We start from the raw sequence: 16,389 nt of genomic DNA, 5'->3' as shown, positions 1-16,389 counted from the left end.
GGCAACCACCAGGGCTGCGACTTGCCACTGACAACTCGATCCCGCTCTGTTGTCCCTTGTGCTTGAGCCGGACTTTATCCGTCTCTGCGTCCGTTATGCCACTAACAAGAAGCCCAGTCGATAGACTGGGCTTTTTTTCGTCTCCACGCTCTCCTCTTCGATCTTCACAGCAGAAGCCATGGCCTTCTTGAGCCGTGAGCCTGCTAGTAATAGACGCAGAGCCAGACGGTTGTCTCGGTCGGATGGGTCCACTCCACCCTGTGCTGAAGGTGCGCCGGGATGTTGATGTAATCCCCCGGCCCCAGATGGACGCGTTCCTGTACCCCGGTATCTGGTGTGATGAAGACCAAGATGGCCTCTCCCTGCACCAGCAATACCCATTCGTGTTCATCCTGATCGAACCACTCTCCGGTAGGGGTCTGCTGCCCCTGGGAGAGAATGCGCTCGATACGAACATTGTTGGTACTGACCAGATCCGCGAACACTTCACTGGGCAGGGGGGAGGGGATCTGGCCAAGCAGGTTGCCTGTGTGCATGGGCTTCTCTCCGGTAGATGGGAACGTGGCTAGCTAAGAGTGTAGAAGCTTGGGATGGGCCGCTCTCATGGAAAATGAGGCCTCCAACGAGCCCTTTTATGAAAAACTTCGGGGAAATGGGGGCTTATCCGCTGCAATCTCGCCAAATTCTTGCTATTTTGCGCGCCAGCAAGCAAACGATTTCCTTCACACTTTCAGGATGAACTATGGCAACGCAACAAACGACGGCCCGCGCCGGCAATGGCGGGTTTCTGGATTCCTATTTCTCCATCAGCCAGCGTGGCAGCACGGTGCGACAGGAGCTGCTGGCCGGGTTGACCACCTTCCTGGCGATGGTCTACAGCATCATCGTCGTGCCGAACATGCTGGGCGCAGCGGGTTTTGAGCAGGGCCCGGTGTTTGTGGCCACCTGCCTGATCGCCGCCTTCGGTTCCCTGCTGATGGGGCTCTGGGCCAAGCTGCCGATGGCCATCGGTTGTGCCATCTCTCTCACCGCCTTTACCGCCTTCAGCCTGGTGCTGGGGCAGGGGCTGAGCATTCCGGTCGCGCTGGGCGCCATCTTCCTGATGGGGGTGCTGTTCACCTTGATCAGCGTCACCGGCGTGCGCCAGTGGATCCTGGACAACCTTCCCTCCGGCATCGCCCACGGTACCGGCATCGGTATCGGCCTGTTCCTGCTGCTGATCGCCACCAACGGGGTCGGCATGGTGATCAAGAATGAAGGGGCTGGCCTGCCGGTGCAGCTCGGCGAGATCACCGCCTTCCCGGTCATCATGACGGTGCTGGGTCTGGCTGCCATCTTCGGCCTGGAGCGCCGCAAGGTGCCGGGCGGCATCCTGATGGTGATCATCGCCATCTCCATCCTCGGCCTTATCTTCGATCCGAAAGTGACCTGGCAGGGCTTCTTCGCCATGCCGAGCCTGAGTGGCGAGAATGGCTCCCTGGTGGGCAGCATGGATCTGCTGGGCGCCCTCAATCCGGTGGTGATTCCGACCGTGTTGGCGCTGGTGATGACCGCCGTGTTTGACGCCACCGGCACCATCCGTGCCGTGGCTGGTCAGGCTGGCCTCATCAACGAGCGTGGTCACATCATCAGCGGTGGCAAGGCCCTGACTGCGGACTCCGTCAGCAGCATGGTGGCGGGCGTGGTAGGTGGTGCTCCGGCAGCCGTCTACATCGAATCCGCCGCAGGGACAGCTGCCGGCGGCAAGACAGGTCTGACCGCCACCCTGGTCGGCGTGCTCTTCCTGCTGATGATCTTCCTCTCCCCGCTGAGCTATCTGGTACCGGCCTACGCCACCGCACCGGCCCTGATGTATGTGGGCCTGCTGATGCTGGGCAACGTCACCAAGCTGGACTTCAACGACTCGGTCGATGCCCTCTCCGGCATGCTGTGCGCCGTCTTCATCGTGCTCACCTGCAACATCGTCACCGGCATCATGTTAGGCTTCGTGGCCCTGGTGGTCGGCCGCCTGTTTGCCGCCGAGTGGAAGAAGCTCAACATCGGCACCGTCATCATCGCCGTGGCCCTGGTGATCTTCTACGCCGGTGGCTGGGCCATCTAATCCTCACGCTATCGAGAAGGGCCCTGCGGGGCCCTTTTTCATGGCTGTGAGGCGGCTAACACTTTCCCGGATCTTCCCCATCCGCTCGTTTCAGATTGAAACGTCAGGCTTTGTTTGTTGTTTCAGATCCGAACCGAAACCCCTGTCATTTTTATCCCCCTATGGCTCGCTAGACTGGCTGCATCAACCATCTGTCCACCCGTGTGGTGGCAAGCCAAGGAGTGAGCCATGAAGAAGCTGATCAATGCTGTCGATGCCGTGGTCCGTGAACAACTGATGGGGATGGCCGCTGCCCACCCCGAGCTCAAGGTGCGAATCGAACCCCACTACATCACCCGCGCCGATTCCCCCGTGACGGGCAAGGTGGCGCTGGTCTCCGGCGGCGGCAGCGGCCACGAGCCCATGCACGGTGGCCTGGTGGGCAAAGGAATGCTGGATGGTGCCTGCCCCGGCGAGATCTTCACGTCCCCGACCCCGGATCAGATGTACGAGTGCGGTCAGGCCGTCGACGGCGGCGCCGGCGTGCTGTTTCTGGTGAAGAACTACACAGGCGACGTGCTCAACTTCGAGACCGCGGTCGAGCTGCTGCACGGTGACGGGGTCAAGGTGGGGTTCGCCCTCATCGATGACGACGTGGCGGTGAAGGACAGCCTCTACACCGCTGGCCGCCGCGGGGTTGCCACGACAGTGCTGTGCGAGAAGCTGGTCGGTGCCGCCGCCGAGGCGGGCTACGATCTGGCGCGCTGCGAGGCGTTGGGCCGTCGCATCAACAACCAGAGCCGCACCATAGGCGTGGCCATGCACGCCTGCACCGTCCCTGCTGCCGGCAAGCCCTCCTTCACCCTGGCTGACAACGAGGTGGAGTTCGGCGTGGGCATTCACGGCGAGCCGGGCATCGAGCGCCGTCCCTTCACCGACCTGAACGCCCTGGTGGACGACATGTTCAAGGAGCTGACCGACAACAGCCCCTATGGCCGCACTCTGCGCCACTGGGACAGAGCCACCGGCAGCTGGCAGGAAGAGCACACCTTTATCGAACCGCTCAATGGGGGTGACAGGGTCATCGTCCTGGTCAACAGCCTCGGCGGCACCCCCATCTCCGAGCTCTACGGCGTCTATGGCCGCCTCGCGGCCCTGTGTGAAGAGGCGGGCATCCACCTGGTGCGCAACCTCATCGGCCCCTACTGTACCTCCCTCGACATGACCGGCATCTCCATCACCCTGCTCAAGGTGGATGACGAGCTGATGACCCTGTGGGATGCCCCCGTTCACACCCCGGCCCTGCGGCGCGGCTGCTGAGGAATATTCATGTTAAGCAAGCATCAGATCGTCAACTGGCTGCTCGACTGCGAGCACATCTTCACCGAACAGCGTGACTACCTCACCGCGCTGGATACCGACATCGGCGACGGCGACCACGGCCTCAACATGCAGCGCGGCTTTGCCAAGGTGGCGGAGAAGCTGCCCGCGGTGGCGGACAAGGACATCGGTCAGGTGCTCAAAACCACCGGTATGACGTTGCTCTCCTCGGTCGGCGGCGCCAGCGGACCCCTCTACGGCACCTTCTTCATCCGGGCGGCGGCCAGCAGCGATGCCTGCCAGAGCCTGACCCTCGGCCAGCTCGGCAAGATGCTGAGCGACGGGGTGGAGGGGATCGTCTCCCGCGGCCGCGCCGAGCCGGGTGACAAGACCATGTGCGACGCCTGGTGGCCCGCTCTGGCCGCCCTGCAGCAGGCGGAACAACAGGGCCTGCCGCTCCCCGAGGCGCTGGACAAGGCGGTGGCTGCCGCCGCAGCCGGCACCGAGGCCACCATCCAGATGCAGGCCCGCAAGGGGCGCGCCAGCTATCTTGGTGAGCGCAGCATCGGCCATCAGGATGCGGGGGCCACCTCGACCCTGCTGCTGCTGACCGCCCTGCGTGACAGAGCGAGGTTGTGACATGATCGGCATCGTAGTGGTCTCTCACAGCGCCATGCTTGCGGCCGGTTTGAAAGCCCTGGCCGATCAGCTGGGCAGCCCGGCGAAACTGTTGCTGGCGGCCGGGGTCGATGACCCCGCCCATCCCATCGGCACCGACGCCATCGCCGTGATGAGTGCGATGGAAGAGGCGGATGACGGCAGCGGGGTGCTGGTGCTGATGGACTTGGGCAGCGCCCTCCTGAGCGCCGAGACCGCCCTCGAGCTGCTGCCCCCCGAGCTGAGCGCCCGGGTGCGGCTTAGCCCCGCCCCGCTGGTCGAGGGCACTCTGGCCGCCGTGGTGGCCGCTGGCGCAGGCCTGACGCTGGATGAGGTAGCCGCCGAGGCGCTTGGCGCCCTGGGCCCGAAACAGGGAATGCTGCCTGCCAGTGCGGCGCAGGCCACCACGGAGGCAGCCCCTGTTGCCGACGATGGCTGGCTGCGCTGCGAGGTGGTGGTGGAGAATCCCCACGGCCTGCATGTGCGCCCCGCCGCCCGGCTGGTGGCGGCACTCAAGCCCTTTGCCGCTGAACTCAGGCTGCAAAAGGGGGAGAAAGAGGCGAATCCCCGCAGCCTGAGCCGGCTCGCCATGCTCGATGTGCGCCAGGGGGACAGGCTCATCCTGCTGGCGCGAGGGGAGGATGCCGGGGCGGTGCTGAGCTGCTTCCAGCAACTGGCGCGGGATCGCTTCGGCGACTGAAACATTCCCCCATCCGGGCCCCGTCACGACGGGGCCCGCTTTTTTTGAGGAGCGTTCTGGTCAGTGGTGGTAGTCGGCGGGATCGATGTCGAGCAGTTTGAGTCGCCGCCAGAGGGTGGTGCGGCTGATCCCGAGCTGGCGCGCCATCTGGCTGACCTGGCCCTTGCTGGCACGGGCGGCCCGCAGGATCGCCTGATGCTCCAGCTCCGCCAGGGTGAGCAGCGGCTGTCCCACCACCTCGTCCGCCAGCAGACAATGACCCTGGCGGATGGCGGCCGGGAGCGCCCGGGGCGGGATCTGTGCCTCACTGCAATGCAGCAGGGCGTACTCGATGGCGCTGCGCAGCTCCCCCAGGTTGCCGGGCCAGGGGTAGGCTAGCAGGCAGTCGAGGGCGTCAGGGGTGAACTGGCGCCCCGGCTCGCCCCCCTGCACCGTCAGGTGCTGGCGGATGAGGCCAGGCAGATCGGCGCTGCGCTCCCGCAGGCTCGGCAGCCAGAGTTCGCACCCTTGCAGCGCATAGAGCAGCTGGCGCCCGAATTCCCCCTCCTGCACCCGCTGCTCCAGCGGGGCGCTGCTGGTCGCGATGATCCTCACCCTGAGGGGCAGGATGCGGGCGGAGTCGAAGCGCTGGATGCGCCCCGTCTTGAGCAGTTGCAGCAGGGCGGCCTGCATGGGGGCGGGCAGGCACTCCACCTGCTCCAGCACTAGCGTGCCACCGTGAGCCAGCTCGAACTTGCCGGCCCGCTCCTGCCCCGCCTCGTCGGACCCCATGAGTTCCAGCGCCATCCGCTCCCTCGGCCATGCCTGGCAGTTGAAGATGACCAGGGGGCCGGCGGCTCGCTCGCTGCCAAAGTGGATGGCCTCCGCCAGTTGGGCCTTGCCCACCTCCTCTTCCCCTCGCAGCAGGACGGGGCCATGTCCCCTGGCCGCCTGGCGGGCGTGGCGAAGCAGTTTGCGCATGGCGCTCGACTCCCCCACCAGGGCGGAGAGCTCGGGCACCGTCTGGCGCAGTTGATGAATGGCGCGCAGCCGATCGGTGGGATGGAGCAGGACGATGAAGCTGACCCCGTCCGGCCCCGGCAGGGGCTTGAGGCTCACCAGGGCGTCGATGAAGGCCTCGCCCCGGGTCTCTCGCCGCTCCAGCGTCACCTCCACATGGCTCAGGGGGGTCATCTCCGCGATGGCCAGACGCAGGCGCTGGGGCATCAGCAGATGGTGATCGAGGGGCTGACCCAGGCAGACAGCCGGGTCGAGTTGCAGCCGACTGGCCGCCAGGGCGTTGAGGTAGCGCAGCCGCCCCTGGGGATCCCAGGCCAGCACGCCGTCTTCCATGCCATCCAACAGGGCATAGAGCTCGCTCAAGTGGTGCTGGGACTCCTGCATCAGGCGCTCCATCTGCAGCAGATTGGCCAGCTCGCGGCCGGCGCTGACGGTGAGCGCGAGATCCCCCGGTGCGGCCTCTTCCACCCGGCAGATCAGGGCCACGATCGCCACCTGGCGACCGGTGCTGTTGTAGACGGGGCTGGCACAGCAGTGCCAGGGGTGGAGACGCTGGTTGAAGTGCTGGGGGCCGCTGACGCAGAGCGGCACCCCCTCCAGAGCCGCCAGGTTGACGGCATTGGTGCCGATGCGTCCCTCGCTGAAAAACGCGCCTGGGCCAAAACCGAGTGCCGCCAGCGCCTGCAGGGTATCGGGGTGGCCGGTCCGGGCCAGCAGGCAACCGCTCTCGTCGGTGAGCAGCAGGGCGCAGGGGCGCCCCTCCATGAACTCGTAGAGATCCTCCAGTGCCATCTCGCCGGTGGTGAGCAGGTCCCGCTTGCGCTGGCGCAGGCTCTCCAGGGTCTGCCCTCTGGCGCAGTGGGGAGGATGCCAGAGGGACGCGCTGGTCTGGTGGGCACAGCGCAGCCAGGAGGCCTGCAGGTGCTCGGGCCAGGACGAGGGGGGCTGGGGGACGGATGGCATGGTCACGGCGATATCCGGCAAAAGGGAAGGGGCCATTTAATCACCCTTGCCGCCCCGATTCAGTGACCGCTCTCAGAGTGTCGCGTCCTTGCCCCGGGTGGCAGCCTCTGCAGCAAACTGCTGCTGGAGCCAGTGGCTCACCGCCCGGCACTGGGGACTGCCTTCGCTCTCCTGATGGATCAGCATGTTCCAGTTCGGCCCGGCCACCCGGTGGGACGAGAGGGGCAGCAGCCACCCCTGTCGGCGTGCGTCGCGAGAGAGCAGCTCGCTCGCCAGCGCCACCCCGAGCCCGGCGCTGGCCGCATCCTGCAACAAGCCGGGATCGGAGAAGTTGAGCCCCTGGGTCTGCAGGTGCAGATCGTCGCCGCCCTTGAGGGTCCAGTGGTGCCAGTCCATCTCCCGCTCCCCGTGCAGGGTGGTGCGCTCCTGCGCGGGCTGTGCCAGCACGGCCGGGCTCGCCACCGGCAGCAGCCGATCCGCCAGCAGCGGCTGATGGCGGCATTCCGCCTGGGGAGCCAGCCCCCAGCGCAGCGAAATGTCGATGGTCTGCTCGGCCATGTTCGGCGTGTCGTCGCTGGTGAACAGCCAGAGATCGATGCCCGGATGCTGACGGTGAAGGTCGGCCAGCCGGGGCAGCAGCCAGAGGCGGGCGATGGTGGTGCTGGTGTTGAGCACAAGCTGGTTCGGCTTGCGGTACTGCTCGAGGCGCTGTATTCCCACCGCCAGTTGCAGCAGCACCTGCTGGGTCGTCTCCAGCAGATCCTGGCCCGCGTCGGTCAGGGCGACGGAACGTCCCTGGCGGTGAAACAGAGGCTGGCCAAGCAGCTCCTCCAGCGAGCGGATCTGCTGACTGATGGCAGACTGGGTGAGGTGCAGCTCCTGGGCCGCCTGATGAAAGCTGCCGAGCCTGGCCGCCGCCTCGAAGCCGCGCAGCACGTTGAGAGGGGGCCAGTGTTTGAACATCATTGATTAGCTCCGCTTATCACTTTTATCGAAAATCGATCGTTTGTTACCCATCAACGGGGAGAATAGTCTATTCCCATCGTCAATAACCTTAATATTACCTAATCAGAGAGGCTGAGATGCGCGAGCAGGGAATGAGGGCTGTGGGCTGGTTCATGCCAGCGGAGTGGTGCCGGCACGCGGCGACCTGGATGGTCTGGCCGCACAACAAGGCGCTGTGGGAAAACGGCTGGGGCGTGACCCTGCCCCAGGTGCAGCAGGACTTCGCCCGGGTGGTCAATGCCATCGCCCGCTTCGAACCGGTGAACCTGGTGGTGGATCCCGCCGCACAGGCGGAGGCTCGCGCCCTGTGCGGCGACGGGGTGCGCTTCATTCCCCTGCCGGTGGATGACAGCTGGTGCCGTGACTCCGGCCCCACCTTCATCTGCCATCCCGAGCTTGGCACCGCCGGGATCAGCTGGCGTTTCAACGCCTGGGGCGGCAAGTCGGCCCACGGTCTGGACGAGGGGCTGGCGCGGCGCGTGCTCAACAGCCTGGAGCTGGAGTGCATCGGCAGCTTCCTCGCCAACGAAGGGGGCGCCATCCATGTGGATGGGGAGGGCACCCTGATCACCACGGAGTCGGTGCTGCTCAACAGCAACCGCAACCCCGGCATGACCAAAGTGGAGATCGAACGGATCTTCAGCCGCCTGCTCGGCATCGAGAAGACTATCTGGCTGCCGGGGGATCCGGACCACGTCACCGGCGACATGACGGACGGTCATGTGGACGGGGTCTGCGCCTTCAGCCGCCCCGGCCACCTGCTGGTGGATGCCACCCTGGACGGGCACTCCACCTATGGCCGCGTGGTGCGGGAGAACCGCCGAGCCCTGGCCCTGGCCACCGATGCGAGAGGTCGCTCCTTCGAGTGCCTCGAGCTGTTCGAGGCGAGCGAGGCGGTGGACGCCGAGGCGGAGGTGTTCTGCGCCTCCTACACCAACTTCTACCTCGCCAACGGCGCCATCATCATGCCCGCCTACGGCGTAGGTGCGGACGAGGCGGCTGGGGAAGTGCTGAGGCGCGCCTTCCCGAACAGGCAGCTGGTGCCGGTGCGCATCAACCAGTTGGCCCACGGCGGGGGCGGCATTCACTGCATCACCCAGCAGCAGCCGGCCTGGCCGGTGCAGGGGTAAGCGTTTGGAGCGGCCTCGTCAGGCGTCTGCGAGGCCTCATGACGGGATCAGGGAGGAGAGATTCATGAACAAGGTCGTCGCAACCATGCAGTTTGCCTGTCAGCGGGAACGCGTGTCAGGGAGGGTATCCGGATGAGCAAGATCGTTGTCGCCACCACACAATTCGCTTGCAGCTGGGAGCTGGAGCGCAATCTGGACACAGCGGAGAGCCTGGTACGGGACGCCGCCGCCAGGGGGGCCAACCTGGTGCTGTTGCAGGAGCTCTTCGCCACCCCCTATTTCTGCATCGAGTAATACCACGGCCATCTGGCGCTGGCGGAGTCGTTCGAGCAGAGCCGGGTGCTGCGCCGCTTCTCGGCCCTGGCGCGGGAGCTGGGGGTGGTGTTGCCCATCAGCTGGTTCGAGCGTGCGGGCAACGCCTGCTTCAACTCCCTGGCGATGGCGGATGCGGATGGTCGCCTGCTCGGGGTCTATCGCAAGACCCATATCCCGAACGCCATCGGCTATCAGGAGAAGGAGTATTTCAGCCCGGGGGATACGGGGTTTCGGGTCTGGGACACGGCCGCCGGCCGCATCGGGGTCGGCATCTGCTGGGATCAGTGGTTCCCGGAGGCGGCCCGCGCCATGGCGCTGCAGGGGGCCGAGCTGCTGCTCTATCCCACCGCCATCGGCTCGGAGCCGGGAGCAGAGGGGCTCGATTCCCGGGATCACTGGCAGCTGACCCAGCGCGGCCACGCCGCCGCCAACATCATGCCGGTGATCGCCGCCAACCGCATCGGACGCGAGGTGGCGACCCGGGATCCCGCGTTGCAGATGCGCTTCTATGGCTCCTCCTTCATCACGGATCACAAGGGGGCCCTGCTGGCCGAGGCGGACAGGGATACCCCGGGCGTGCTGGTGCGGGAGCTGGATCTCGCCGCCATGGCCGAGGAGCGGCTGACCTGGGGCATCTATCGAGATCGCCGCCCCGAGATGTATGGCGCCTTGCTGAGCCTGGATGGGCAGGGCCAGCGGGGAGGGCGTCCATCATGAGCGCCTTGACCAAGATAGCCACGGCACTGGCCCTGCTGCTGAGTCTGGGGGCCCAGGCCGCAGAAGGGGCGGGGGAGGCGACAGAGGAGAAGGTGCTGCGCCTCTACAACTGGTCCGATTATTTCGCCCCCGATACCCTGAGCGAATTCACCCGGGAGACCGGGATCCGGGTCATCTACGACGTGATGGACAGCAGCGAGACCCTGGAGGCCAAGCTGATGGCGGGTCGCAGCGGGTATGACCTCATCTTCCCGGGGGACACGGTGGCGGAGCGGCTGATGCGGGCGGGCAGCCTGCAGCCCCTCGACAAGGGCAAGCTGCAACACCTGGGGGACATAGACCCCGGCCTGGCGCGGTTGCAGCAGGCCTATCCCCATGCGAAGGAGGCCGTGGTGCCCTACACCTGGGGCACCATAGGGCTCACCTACAATGCGGACGCTATCAAGCAGAGGATGCCGGATGCCCCGGTGAACAGCCTGGACATGCTGTTCAAGCCCGAGCTGGCGGCGAAATTTGCAGATTGCGGCATCTCGGTCATCGACTCCCCGGACGAGGTGCTGGCGGTGGTGTTGCACTATCTTGGGCGGGATCCCCGCAGCGGCAAGGCGGACGATCTGGAGGCGGCCCTGGCCCTGCTCAAGGGGATCAAGCCCTATATCCGCAAGTTCCAGTCCCAGCCGGTGACCCAGCTGGTGAACGGGGATCTCTGTCTCTCCCTGGGCTACAGCGGTGACATGACCCAGGCCAGGCGCGCCGCCGCCGAGGCGGGCAAGCGGGTCGACTTCGAATACCGATTGCCGAAGGAGGGGAGCACCATCTGGATGGACACCATGGCGATCCCGGCGGATGCCCCCCATCCTGACTATGCCTATACCTTTATCAACTTCGTGATGCGCCCGGCCAACATGGCAGCCATCACCAACAGCACCGGTTATCCGACTGCCAGTGCCAAGGCCAGACCCATGGTGGATGCCACCATGACGGCCAACCCGGATATCTACCTGGACGAGGCCAGCTACCAGCGGCTCATTCCGGGTCAGGATATAGCACAATCCCAGATGCGTGCCCGCATGCGAGCCTGGACTCGCTTCAAGAGCAGCCTCTGAACCCAGGAGTAGAACGATGTTTTCCCGACGCCACGTATTGAAACAGCTGGTTGCCCTCGGCGCCATTGCCGGGTTTGGCAGCCTGCCCGGTGCCCGCGCGGCCTTCGCCGCCGGCGAACCCGGCGCCGCCGCTCGCTACCACATGCCGGAGGAGTCCTCCCCCCAGGCCCTGGTGTGGGTGGCCTTCGGGGCCACCAGCGAGATCTGGGGTCGCCACTACAAGGAGGTGCAGGCCACCATAGGGCGGCTGGTGCAGGCCATGGTGCCCTACACCCGGGTCAACGTGCTCTGCCATGAGGATGACGAGGCGCTGGCGCGCCAGTTGTGCGGCGAGCGCAACACCCACTTCGTCCACGCCGAGATGGATGACATCTGGCTGCGGGATACCGGCGGCGTCTTCGTGCAGGACGAGCAGGGGGCGCTCGGGCTGGTGGACTTCAACTTCAACGGCTGGGGTGACAAGCAGGAGCACAGCCATGACGCCAAGGTCGCCTCTCTGGTGGGCCGGCAGACCGATGCCTATTACCTGCAGAGCGAGCTCATCGGTGAGGGGGGCGGCATCGAGGTGGACGGCAACGGCACCGCCATCATGACCGAGAGCAGCTGGATCAACAGCAACCGCAACCCCGGCCTCACCAAGGCGCAGGTGGAGGCGGAGCTCAAGGCCAACCTGGGGCTGCGCAAGATCATCTGGCTGCCGGGGATCAAGGGCAAGGACATCACGGATGCCCACGTGGACTTCTACGCCCGCTTCGTGCGCCCCGGGGTGGTGGTGATCAACATGGACAACGATCCCGACTCCTACGACTACAAGGTGACCCGCCAGCACCTCGCCATCCTGCAGCAGGCGACGGACGCCGACGGCAACAAGCTGGAGCTGCATCAGCTGCCGCCGCCCCTGGGCGGGCGGGACAACAAGTTCAGCCGCAGCCCGGACTTTGCCGCCGGTTACATCAACTACCTGCCCATCAACGGCGCCGTCATCGCTCCCCAGTTCGGGGATGCCAGGGCCGACCGCCATTGCCGGGATCTGCTGGCCCGCCTCTATCCGGGGCGCAAGATAGTGCAGATAGACATAGACCCGGTGGCGGCCGGGGGCGGCGGCATCCACTGCATCACCCTCCATCAACCTGCCTGATCTTACGCGCAGGCCGCCTCTGGCGGAGTGACGCAGGACAAGGGGCGCCTCGGCGCCCCTTGTCCTTGCTGGCGTTCCATGGCGCCTCGCTCAGATCCCCGTCATGCCGATCTCGTCGAGCTGGACGTGAGGGGGTTGGCGCAGGGTGTAGAGCACGGCCTCGGCCAGATCCTCCACCTGCAGCCAGCCGGGCTTGCGATCGCCCGGACAGGCCGGGGGCGGCACCTGCACCAGCCCGGGACAGAGGGTGTGGACCCGGATGCCCTGGTGCTGCACCTCTTCCCGCAGTGCCCGGGCGAACCCCAGGACCGCAAACTTGGCGGCGCAGTAGACGCTGGCCCTGGCATAGCCGTGCCTGGCGGCCTGGGAGGCGATGTTGATGACGGTGCCGTGGCGGTTTGCCAGCATGTCCGGCAGGCAGGCCCGGGTCAGCAGGAAGGTGCCCTTGGCACAGGTATCCATCACCCTGTCCCACTCCGATTCCGGCAGATCCTGCACCAGGTGGTCGCTGCCGACCCCGCTGTTGTTGATCAGCAGATCGACGGGGCCGAGCCGCTCCCGGATCCGGGCATGGCCATCCCGCACCTGATCGCCGTCGCACACATCCAGCGCCAGTGCCATGACTCGCACCCCGTATCGCGCCTCCAGTCTGGCCGCTTCCTGCTCCAGCAGCCCCAGACGGCGGGAAGCCAGGATCAGCTCCACCCCCTGGCTGGCCAGGGCCTCGGCGATGGCCAGTCCGATGCCGCTGGCGCCGCCGCTGATGAGGGCCCGTGTTGCTCTCAGTTCGTTCATCTTGTCTTCTCCTCCAATGGTGCAGGCATTGTGGCGGGCGCCTTCGGCAGGGAACAGGGGAGGGGAAGGAGTGATTCGAACCCTGGTTCGTGTTTTGGCGTTCCGGTTCGAACTTTGGTTCTAAACGCCGCGACCAGCCGTCGGTTCGATTAGCCGTAAGGTGTAATCGGACGTTTGCGTCAATCAATTCTCCCGCTATAACAGCCATCCATATTTCCCTGCTGCAGATGCCGCTGATTCATGGACACACCGGACAGCGGCATCTCGATCGTCCGATTATGCTTCGCTAATCGAACCTGCATGGGACGGTAATAAACAAAAGAGCCGCCCTGGGGCGGCTCTTTGCATCGGGGATGAATGAATCGTCACGGCGCCTTGGGCGGCTCCACCAGAGCGCTCGCCGGTTGGTCATCTTCCTTGATCCAGGCATCCAGCAGGGTGTAGCCCACCGCCAGCACCACGGGGCCGATGAAGAGACCGATGATCCCCAGTGCCAGCAGGCCGCCGATGACCCCCACCAGAATGAGGATCAGCGGCAGATCGGCCCCGCGCTTGATGAGGAAGGGGCGCAGGAAATTGTCCATGGTGCCCGCCAGCAGGGACCAGACCAGCAGGAAGGTGCCCCAGGTGGTGTCCCCGCTCCAGTAGAGGTAGCCGACGCTGGCCAGCAGCACCGGGAAGGGGCCTATCTGGGCGACGATCAGCAGGAACATCAGCACCACCAGCACCATGACATAGGGAATGCCGGCGATGAGCAGGCCCAGGCCCGCCACCGAGGATTGCACCAGGGCGGTCACCACCACCCCCATGGCGACGGCACGGATGGCCTGGGAGGCGAGCACCACCGCATTGTCACCGCGCTGGCCCGCCAGACGGTGGGCGAAGCGGCGAATGCCTTCTGCCGCCTTCTCCCCCGAGTGGTAGAGCAGGCCGCAGATGGCCACGGTCAGCAGGAAGTGGACGAACAGCAGGCCGAGGTTGCCGGCCTGGGCCGCCAGCCAGCGAGCGGTCTGGCCGAAGTAGGGGGCCAGCTTGGTGAACAGCACCTGGCCGCCGCTCGCGAGGATCTGCTGCCAGAACTCATAGAGCTTGTCGCCCACCAGGGGCACTTGCTGCAACCAGAGCAGCTCGGGGGGCGGGGATTGGCTGAGCTCGGTGCCCAGCTCGATGAGCATGGGGGCCTTCTCCGCCACGTTGGCCAGCGTCATGAAGAGGGGAATGACAAAGATGAGCAGCAAGATGCTGGTCATCAGCAACGCCGCCAGGGTGCGCTTGCCCCACAGCAGGCGCTGGGCCATCTGCATCAGGGGCCAGGTGGCGATGGTGATCATGGTCGACCACACCAGGGCGGGCAGGAAGGGGCGCAAGACCATGAAGCAAGAGATGATGAGCAGGCTGAGGAACAGCAAGCCCAGGGTGATCTTGGCCAAATCCACTTTTTTCATATTCATGGCATTCCCTTAACGAGGGGTTGAGCGCCCGGTTCGGGCACCGTGACGGATAGCGGACAACGACCACCAGAGCCCGGCGCTGAGCCAGAACCCCAGGCAGCCAAAGAGCCACCCTTGTCCCGCGAGGATCAGCAGAGAGCTGCTGGTGAACGCGGGCACCAGGAACAGGAGCCCTGCCACGACCAGTCCCCCTGCCAGGGTCAGCAGCGCGGCGGGCAGGGCGGGGGTGGGGCTCCGTTCGAGTGATAGCAGATTACCCGATACCAGCCCCAGGGTGAACATGGCAAGCCCGGCCAGGGCGGTGGACTGGGTGAGCCAGGCCGAGAGGGCGCTGGCGATGAGCAGCCCGGCCCAGGGGAGCGGGCGTGCCGCCAGCTTCGCCAGCGGGGCGCGCAGTGCCAGCAGCAGGGCCCCCAGGGCAAGGCCGGCCACCACATCCGAGAGGAAGTGGACCCCCAGCCAGACCCGGGCCAGCCCGGCCACGCCGGCCAGCAACAGGGCCAGCAGGGCCCCCTGCCATGCCCGCAGCGCCGGCAGCCAGCCAAGCAGCAGGCCCCAGTAGAGCAGGGTCGAGGCGGCGTGGCTGCTCGGCATGCCGAAGCCCTGGGCACTCTGGCGGGCCAGCTCGGGCTGCAGGTGGAAGGGCCTGGGCCAGCCAATGCCCGCCTTGAGCAGGTTCACCACCAGGGTGAGCAGCACCATGGCAAACAGCAGGTGGCGCAGCCTGGACCAGCCGAGCAGGGGCAGCAGCAAGGGCAGCAGCGCCAGCTGGAAGGGGGCCGAGCCCAGCAGATTGCCCGCCCTTGGCCAGAGCGCATCTGGCCCTAGCCACCGTTGCAGGCGCTGGATCAGCGGCAACTCGGCGCGGTGCAGCGCACTGGCCGCGTCGCTGAAATCCGTCACCCACAGCACCTGGCTCTCGGGCACCTCGGCCAGCCTCGGGGCTATCCAGTCGAGCTGCGCCGGGAAGCGACGCTGGTCAGGGGGCAGGTAGGCGGCCGCGATCAGCCTGGCGTTCAGGATCTCGCCACCGAGATCCGGGGCCTGGAGCAGGGAGACAAACCCCGTCCCCCGCTGGACCCGCAGGGGCTCCAGGGTCTGGCAGGCGAACACCCTGGCCCGTTGCCAGCGCCCCAGCTCGCCGGTGACGCGACCCTGGAGGCCGGTCTCCTCGAACAGCTCGCGCAGGGCCGCCTGCTCCGGAGTCTCCCCCCTGTCGATGTAACCGCCGCTCAGGCTGTAGCGCGAGGAGAGCCTGTCCTGCACCAGCAGGATCCCTTGCTGGTGGCGGATCACGCAGGCGGCCGCAGAGGGAGGGGATTCGGCGCGGGAGGCGGGCAGGGCACCGCCCAGCAACAGCAGCAGGCAGAAGACGACTCGAAACATGATGACACCCAGGGGCAAGGAGTGGGGACAAGGGTCACAGAAATCAGACGGCCGGGCAATGGCTTGCAGGGGGCACCGACCCTGTCGGGGACGCAAGGATTGCCGTCTGCGCGGGCAGTCCCTAGTATTGGCGGCTATTGTTCTTCTCATTCACTACATTGTGGGGCTCTTCATGCGACAGTTCGGTTTCTTTCTGGGGATTGCCATCGGCGTCATCCTGATACTGTTTGGCAGCATCGTCATCTTCCAGGCCCTGCCTGCGGCGCTGGACGTGCTGGAGATGCCGAGCCGGATCTCCTTCGTGCGCGAGGTGTACACCTGGCTGATGAGCAGCGCCAACGGGCTCACCGCCCAGCTGGAGCAGAACTTCCTGGAGGCCTTCCAGACGGTGCTCAAGCTGATCCTGCTCATCACCTTCATGTGGGTCTGCGTCAAGCTGGTCAACATGGGGGTGCTGATCATCCGGGCCGGCGTCGACCTTATCCGCACCGCCATCGAGCACAGCGAAGAGAAGGGTGCCAAGCCCACCGAGCAGGACCGCCATTTCTGATCTTCCCCTGCCACGGGTCAGATAAACAACAGGCCATCATGTGATGGCCTGTTTTTATGGTGGCATGACGCTTAAAT

At 65.8% G+C, this 16,389-nt stretch carries 14 protein-coding genes and 1 pseudogene; 9 read left to right on the top strand and 6 right to left on the bottom strand.

Annotated features, from left to right (window positions below; all coding sequences use genetic code 11):
- Positions 1–203: 203 nt before the first annotated feature.
- The gene (locus tag J9893_RS12185) at positions 204–536 is read right to left on the bottom strand and encodes a cupin domain-containing protein (protein WP_010675945.1); all 333 of its coding nucleotides are present in this window, start codon (positions 534–536) and stop codon (positions 204–206) included.
- A gap of 206 nt (positions 537–742) precedes the next feature.
- On the opposite strand from J9893_RS12185, the gene J9893_RS12180 reads away from it, so the two are divergent.
- The 4 genes from J9893_RS12180 (at position 743) to dhaM (ending at position 4,757) form a co-directional block, all read left to right on the top strand.
- Entirely contained in the window at positions 743–2,101 is a 1,359-nt protein-coding gene (locus tag J9893_RS12180) for an NCS2 family permease (RefSeq protein ID WP_010675944.1), read from the top strand.
- Between the two features lie 228 nt (positions 2,102–2,329).
- Entirely contained in the window at positions 2,330–3,400 is a 1,071-nt protein-coding gene (dhaK, locus tag J9893_RS12175) for a dihydroxyacetone kinase subunit DhaK (protein WP_210600793.1), read from the top strand.
- A 9-nt stretch (positions 3,401–3,409) separates the two neighbouring features.
- Positions 3,410–4,039 (top strand): dihydroxyacetone kinase subunit DhaL, encoded by a 630-nt coding sequence (gene dhaL, locus J9893_RS12170; RefSeq protein WP_005306235.1) that lies wholly within the window; start codon positions 3,410–3,412, stop codon positions 4,037–4,039.
- 1 nt (position 4,040) lies between these two features.
- Positions 4,041–4,757 (top strand): dihydroxyacetone kinase phosphoryl donor subunit DhaM, encoded by a 717-nt coding sequence (gene dhaM / locus J9893_RS12165; RefSeq protein ID WP_210600792.1) that lies wholly within the window; start codon positions 4,041–4,043, stop codon positions 4,755–4,757.
- 60 nt (positions 4,758–4,817) lie between these two features.
- Here dhaM and dhaR read toward each other — a convergent pair whose 3' ends face one another.
- The gene (gene dhaR / locus J9893_RS12160) at positions 4,818–6,719 is read right to left on the bottom strand and encodes a dihydroxyacetone kinase operon transcriptional regulator DhaR (RefSeq protein ID WP_210600795.1); all 1,902 of its coding nucleotides are present in this window, start codon (positions 6,717–6,719) and stop codon (positions 4,818–4,820) included.
- Between the two features lie 72 nt (positions 6,720–6,791).
- Positions 6,792–7,685 carry a LysR family transcriptional regulator gene (locus J9893_RS12155; RefSeq protein WP_052816540.1) on the bottom strand — a complete coding sequence of 298 codons (894 nt, stop codon included), beginning with the start codon at positions 7,683–7,685 and terminating at the stop codon, positions 6,792–6,794.
- Between the two features lie 116 nt (positions 7,686–7,801).
- Here J9893_RS12155 and J9893_RS12150 point away from each other — a divergent pair, with 116 nt between their 5' ends.
- The 4 genes and pseudogenes from J9893_RS12150 to J9893_RS12135 all read left to right on the top strand — a co-directional run bounded on the left by J9893_RS12150 (position 7,802) and on the right by J9893_RS12135 (position 12,130).
- A complete protein-coding gene (locus tag J9893_RS12150; RefSeq protein WP_139736820.1) occupies positions 7,802–8,854 on the top strand; it encodes an agmatine deiminase family protein in 1,053 nt (350 codons plus the stop codon).
- 132 nt (positions 8,855–8,986) lie between these two features.
- Positions 8,987–9,886, top strand: a pseudogene (aguB, locus tag J9893_RS12145) (N-carbamoylputrescine amidase).
- Positions 9,883–10,992: an extracellular solute-binding protein gene (locus J9893_RS12140; protein WP_210600791.1), complete on the top strand. Its 1,110-nt coding sequence runs from the start codon at positions 9,883–9,885 to the stop codon at positions 10,990–10,992. Before aguB ends, J9893_RS12140 begins: the two are co-directional and overlap by 4 nt.
- Positions 10,993–11,008: 16 nt before the next feature.
- The gene (locus J9893_RS12135; protein ID WP_210600790.1) at positions 11,009–12,130 is read left to right on the top strand and encodes an agmatine deiminase family protein; all 1,122 of its coding nucleotides are present in this window, start codon (positions 11,009–11,011) and stop codon (positions 12,128–12,130) included.
- Positions 12,131–12,220: 90 nt separating this feature from the next.
- On the opposite strand, the gene J9893_RS12130 is transcribed toward J9893_RS12135, so the two are convergent.
- The 3 genes from J9893_RS12130 to J9893_RS12120 form a co-directional block, all read right to left on the bottom strand.
- Positions 12,221–12,925, bottom strand: coding sequence for an SDR family oxidoreductase (locus J9893_RS12130; RefSeq protein WP_042864806.1), 705 nt, complete (start codon positions 12,923–12,925; stop codon positions 12,221–12,223).
- A gap of 365 nt (positions 12,926–13,290) precedes the next feature.
- Positions 13,291–14,376 carry an AI-2E family transporter YdiK gene (gene ydiK, locus J9893_RS12125; RefSeq protein ID WP_161646895.1) on the bottom strand — a complete coding sequence of 362 codons (1,086 nt, stop codon included), beginning with the start codon at positions 14,374–14,376 and terminating at the stop codon, positions 13,291–13,293.
- 9 nt (positions 14,377–14,385) lie between these two features.
- Positions 14,386–15,762 carry a bifunctional NUDIX hydrolase/phosphatase PAP2 family protein gene (locus J9893_RS12120; protein WP_210600789.1) on the bottom strand — a complete coding sequence of 459 codons (1,377 nt, stop codon included), beginning with the start codon at positions 15,760–15,762 and terminating at the stop codon, positions 14,386–14,388.
- 172 nt (positions 15,763–15,934) lie between these two features.
- Here J9893_RS12120 and J9893_RS12115 point away from each other — a divergent pair, with 172 nt between their 5' ends.
- Positions 15,935–16,312: a hypothetical protein gene (locus tag J9893_RS12115; protein WP_210600788.1), complete on the top strand. Its 378-nt coding sequence runs from the start codon at positions 15,935–15,937 to the stop codon at positions 16,310–16,312.
- Positions 16,313–16,389: the final 77 nt, after the last annotated feature.

This window comes from Aeromonas sp. MaB10011B (genome assembly GCF_017939325.1).
GTDB lineage: Bacteria > Pseudomonadota > Gammaproteobacteria > Enterobacterales > Aeromonadaceae > Aeromonas > Aeromonas caviae.
Note: the sequence above shows the minus strand (reverse complement) of the source record. Positions and strands in the feature narration are given on the sequence as shown.

Bases quoted from the DNA above. Each gene is read 5' to 3' on its own strand.
- J9893_RS12185 (WP_010675945.1), bottom strand. From the start codon at position 536: ATGCACACAGGCAACCTGCTTGGCCAGATCCCCTCCCCCCTGCCCAGT.
- J9893_RS12180 (WP_010675944.1), top strand. From the start codon at position 743: ATGGCAACGCAACAAACGACGGCCCGCGCCGGCAATGGCGGGTTTCTG.
- dhaK (WP_210600793.1), top strand. From the start codon at position 2,330: ATGAAGAAGCTGATCAATGCTGTCGATGCCGTGGTCCGTGAACAACTG.
- dhaL (WP_005306235.1), top strand. From the start codon at position 3,410: ATGTTAAGCAAGCATCAGATCGTCAACTGGCTGCTCGACTGCGAGCAC.
- dhaM (WP_210600792.1), top strand. From the start codon at position 4,041: ATGATCGGCATCGTAGTGGTCTCTCACAGCGCCATGCTTGCGGCCGGT.
- dhaR (WP_210600795.1), bottom strand. From the start codon at position 6,719: ATGCCATCCGTCCCCCAGCCCCCCTCGTCCTGGCCCGAGCACCTGCAG.
- J9893_RS12155 (WP_052816540.1), bottom strand. From the start codon at position 7,685: ATGATGTTCAAACACTGGCCCCCTCTCAACGTGCTGCGCGGCTTCGAG.
- J9893_RS12150 (WP_139736820.1), top strand. From the start codon at position 7,802: ATGCGCGAGCAGGGAATGAGGGCTGTGGGCTGGTTCATGCCAGCGGAG.
- J9893_RS12140 (WP_210600791.1), top strand. From the start codon at position 9,883: ATGAGCGCCTTGACCAAGATAGCCACGGCACTGGCCCTGCTGCTGAGT.
- J9893_RS12135 (WP_210600790.1), top strand. From the start codon at position 11,009: ATGTTTTCCCGACGCCACGTATTGAAACAGCTGGTTGCCCTCGGCGCC.
- J9893_RS12130 (WP_042864806.1), bottom strand. From the start codon at position 12,925: ATGAACGAACTGAGAGCAACACGGGCCCTCATCAGCGGCGGCGCCAGC.
- ydiK (WP_161646895.1), bottom strand. From the start codon at position 14,376: ATGAATATGAAAAAAGTGGATTTGGCCAAGATCACCCTGGGCTTGCTG.
- J9893_RS12120 (WP_210600789.1), bottom strand. From the start codon at position 15,762: ATGTTTCGAGTCGTCTTCTGCCTGCTGCTGTTGCTGGGCGGTGCCCTG.
- J9893_RS12115 (WP_210600788.1), top strand. From the start codon at position 15,935: ATGCGACAGTTCGGTTTCTTTCTGGGGATTGCCATCGGCGTCATCCTG.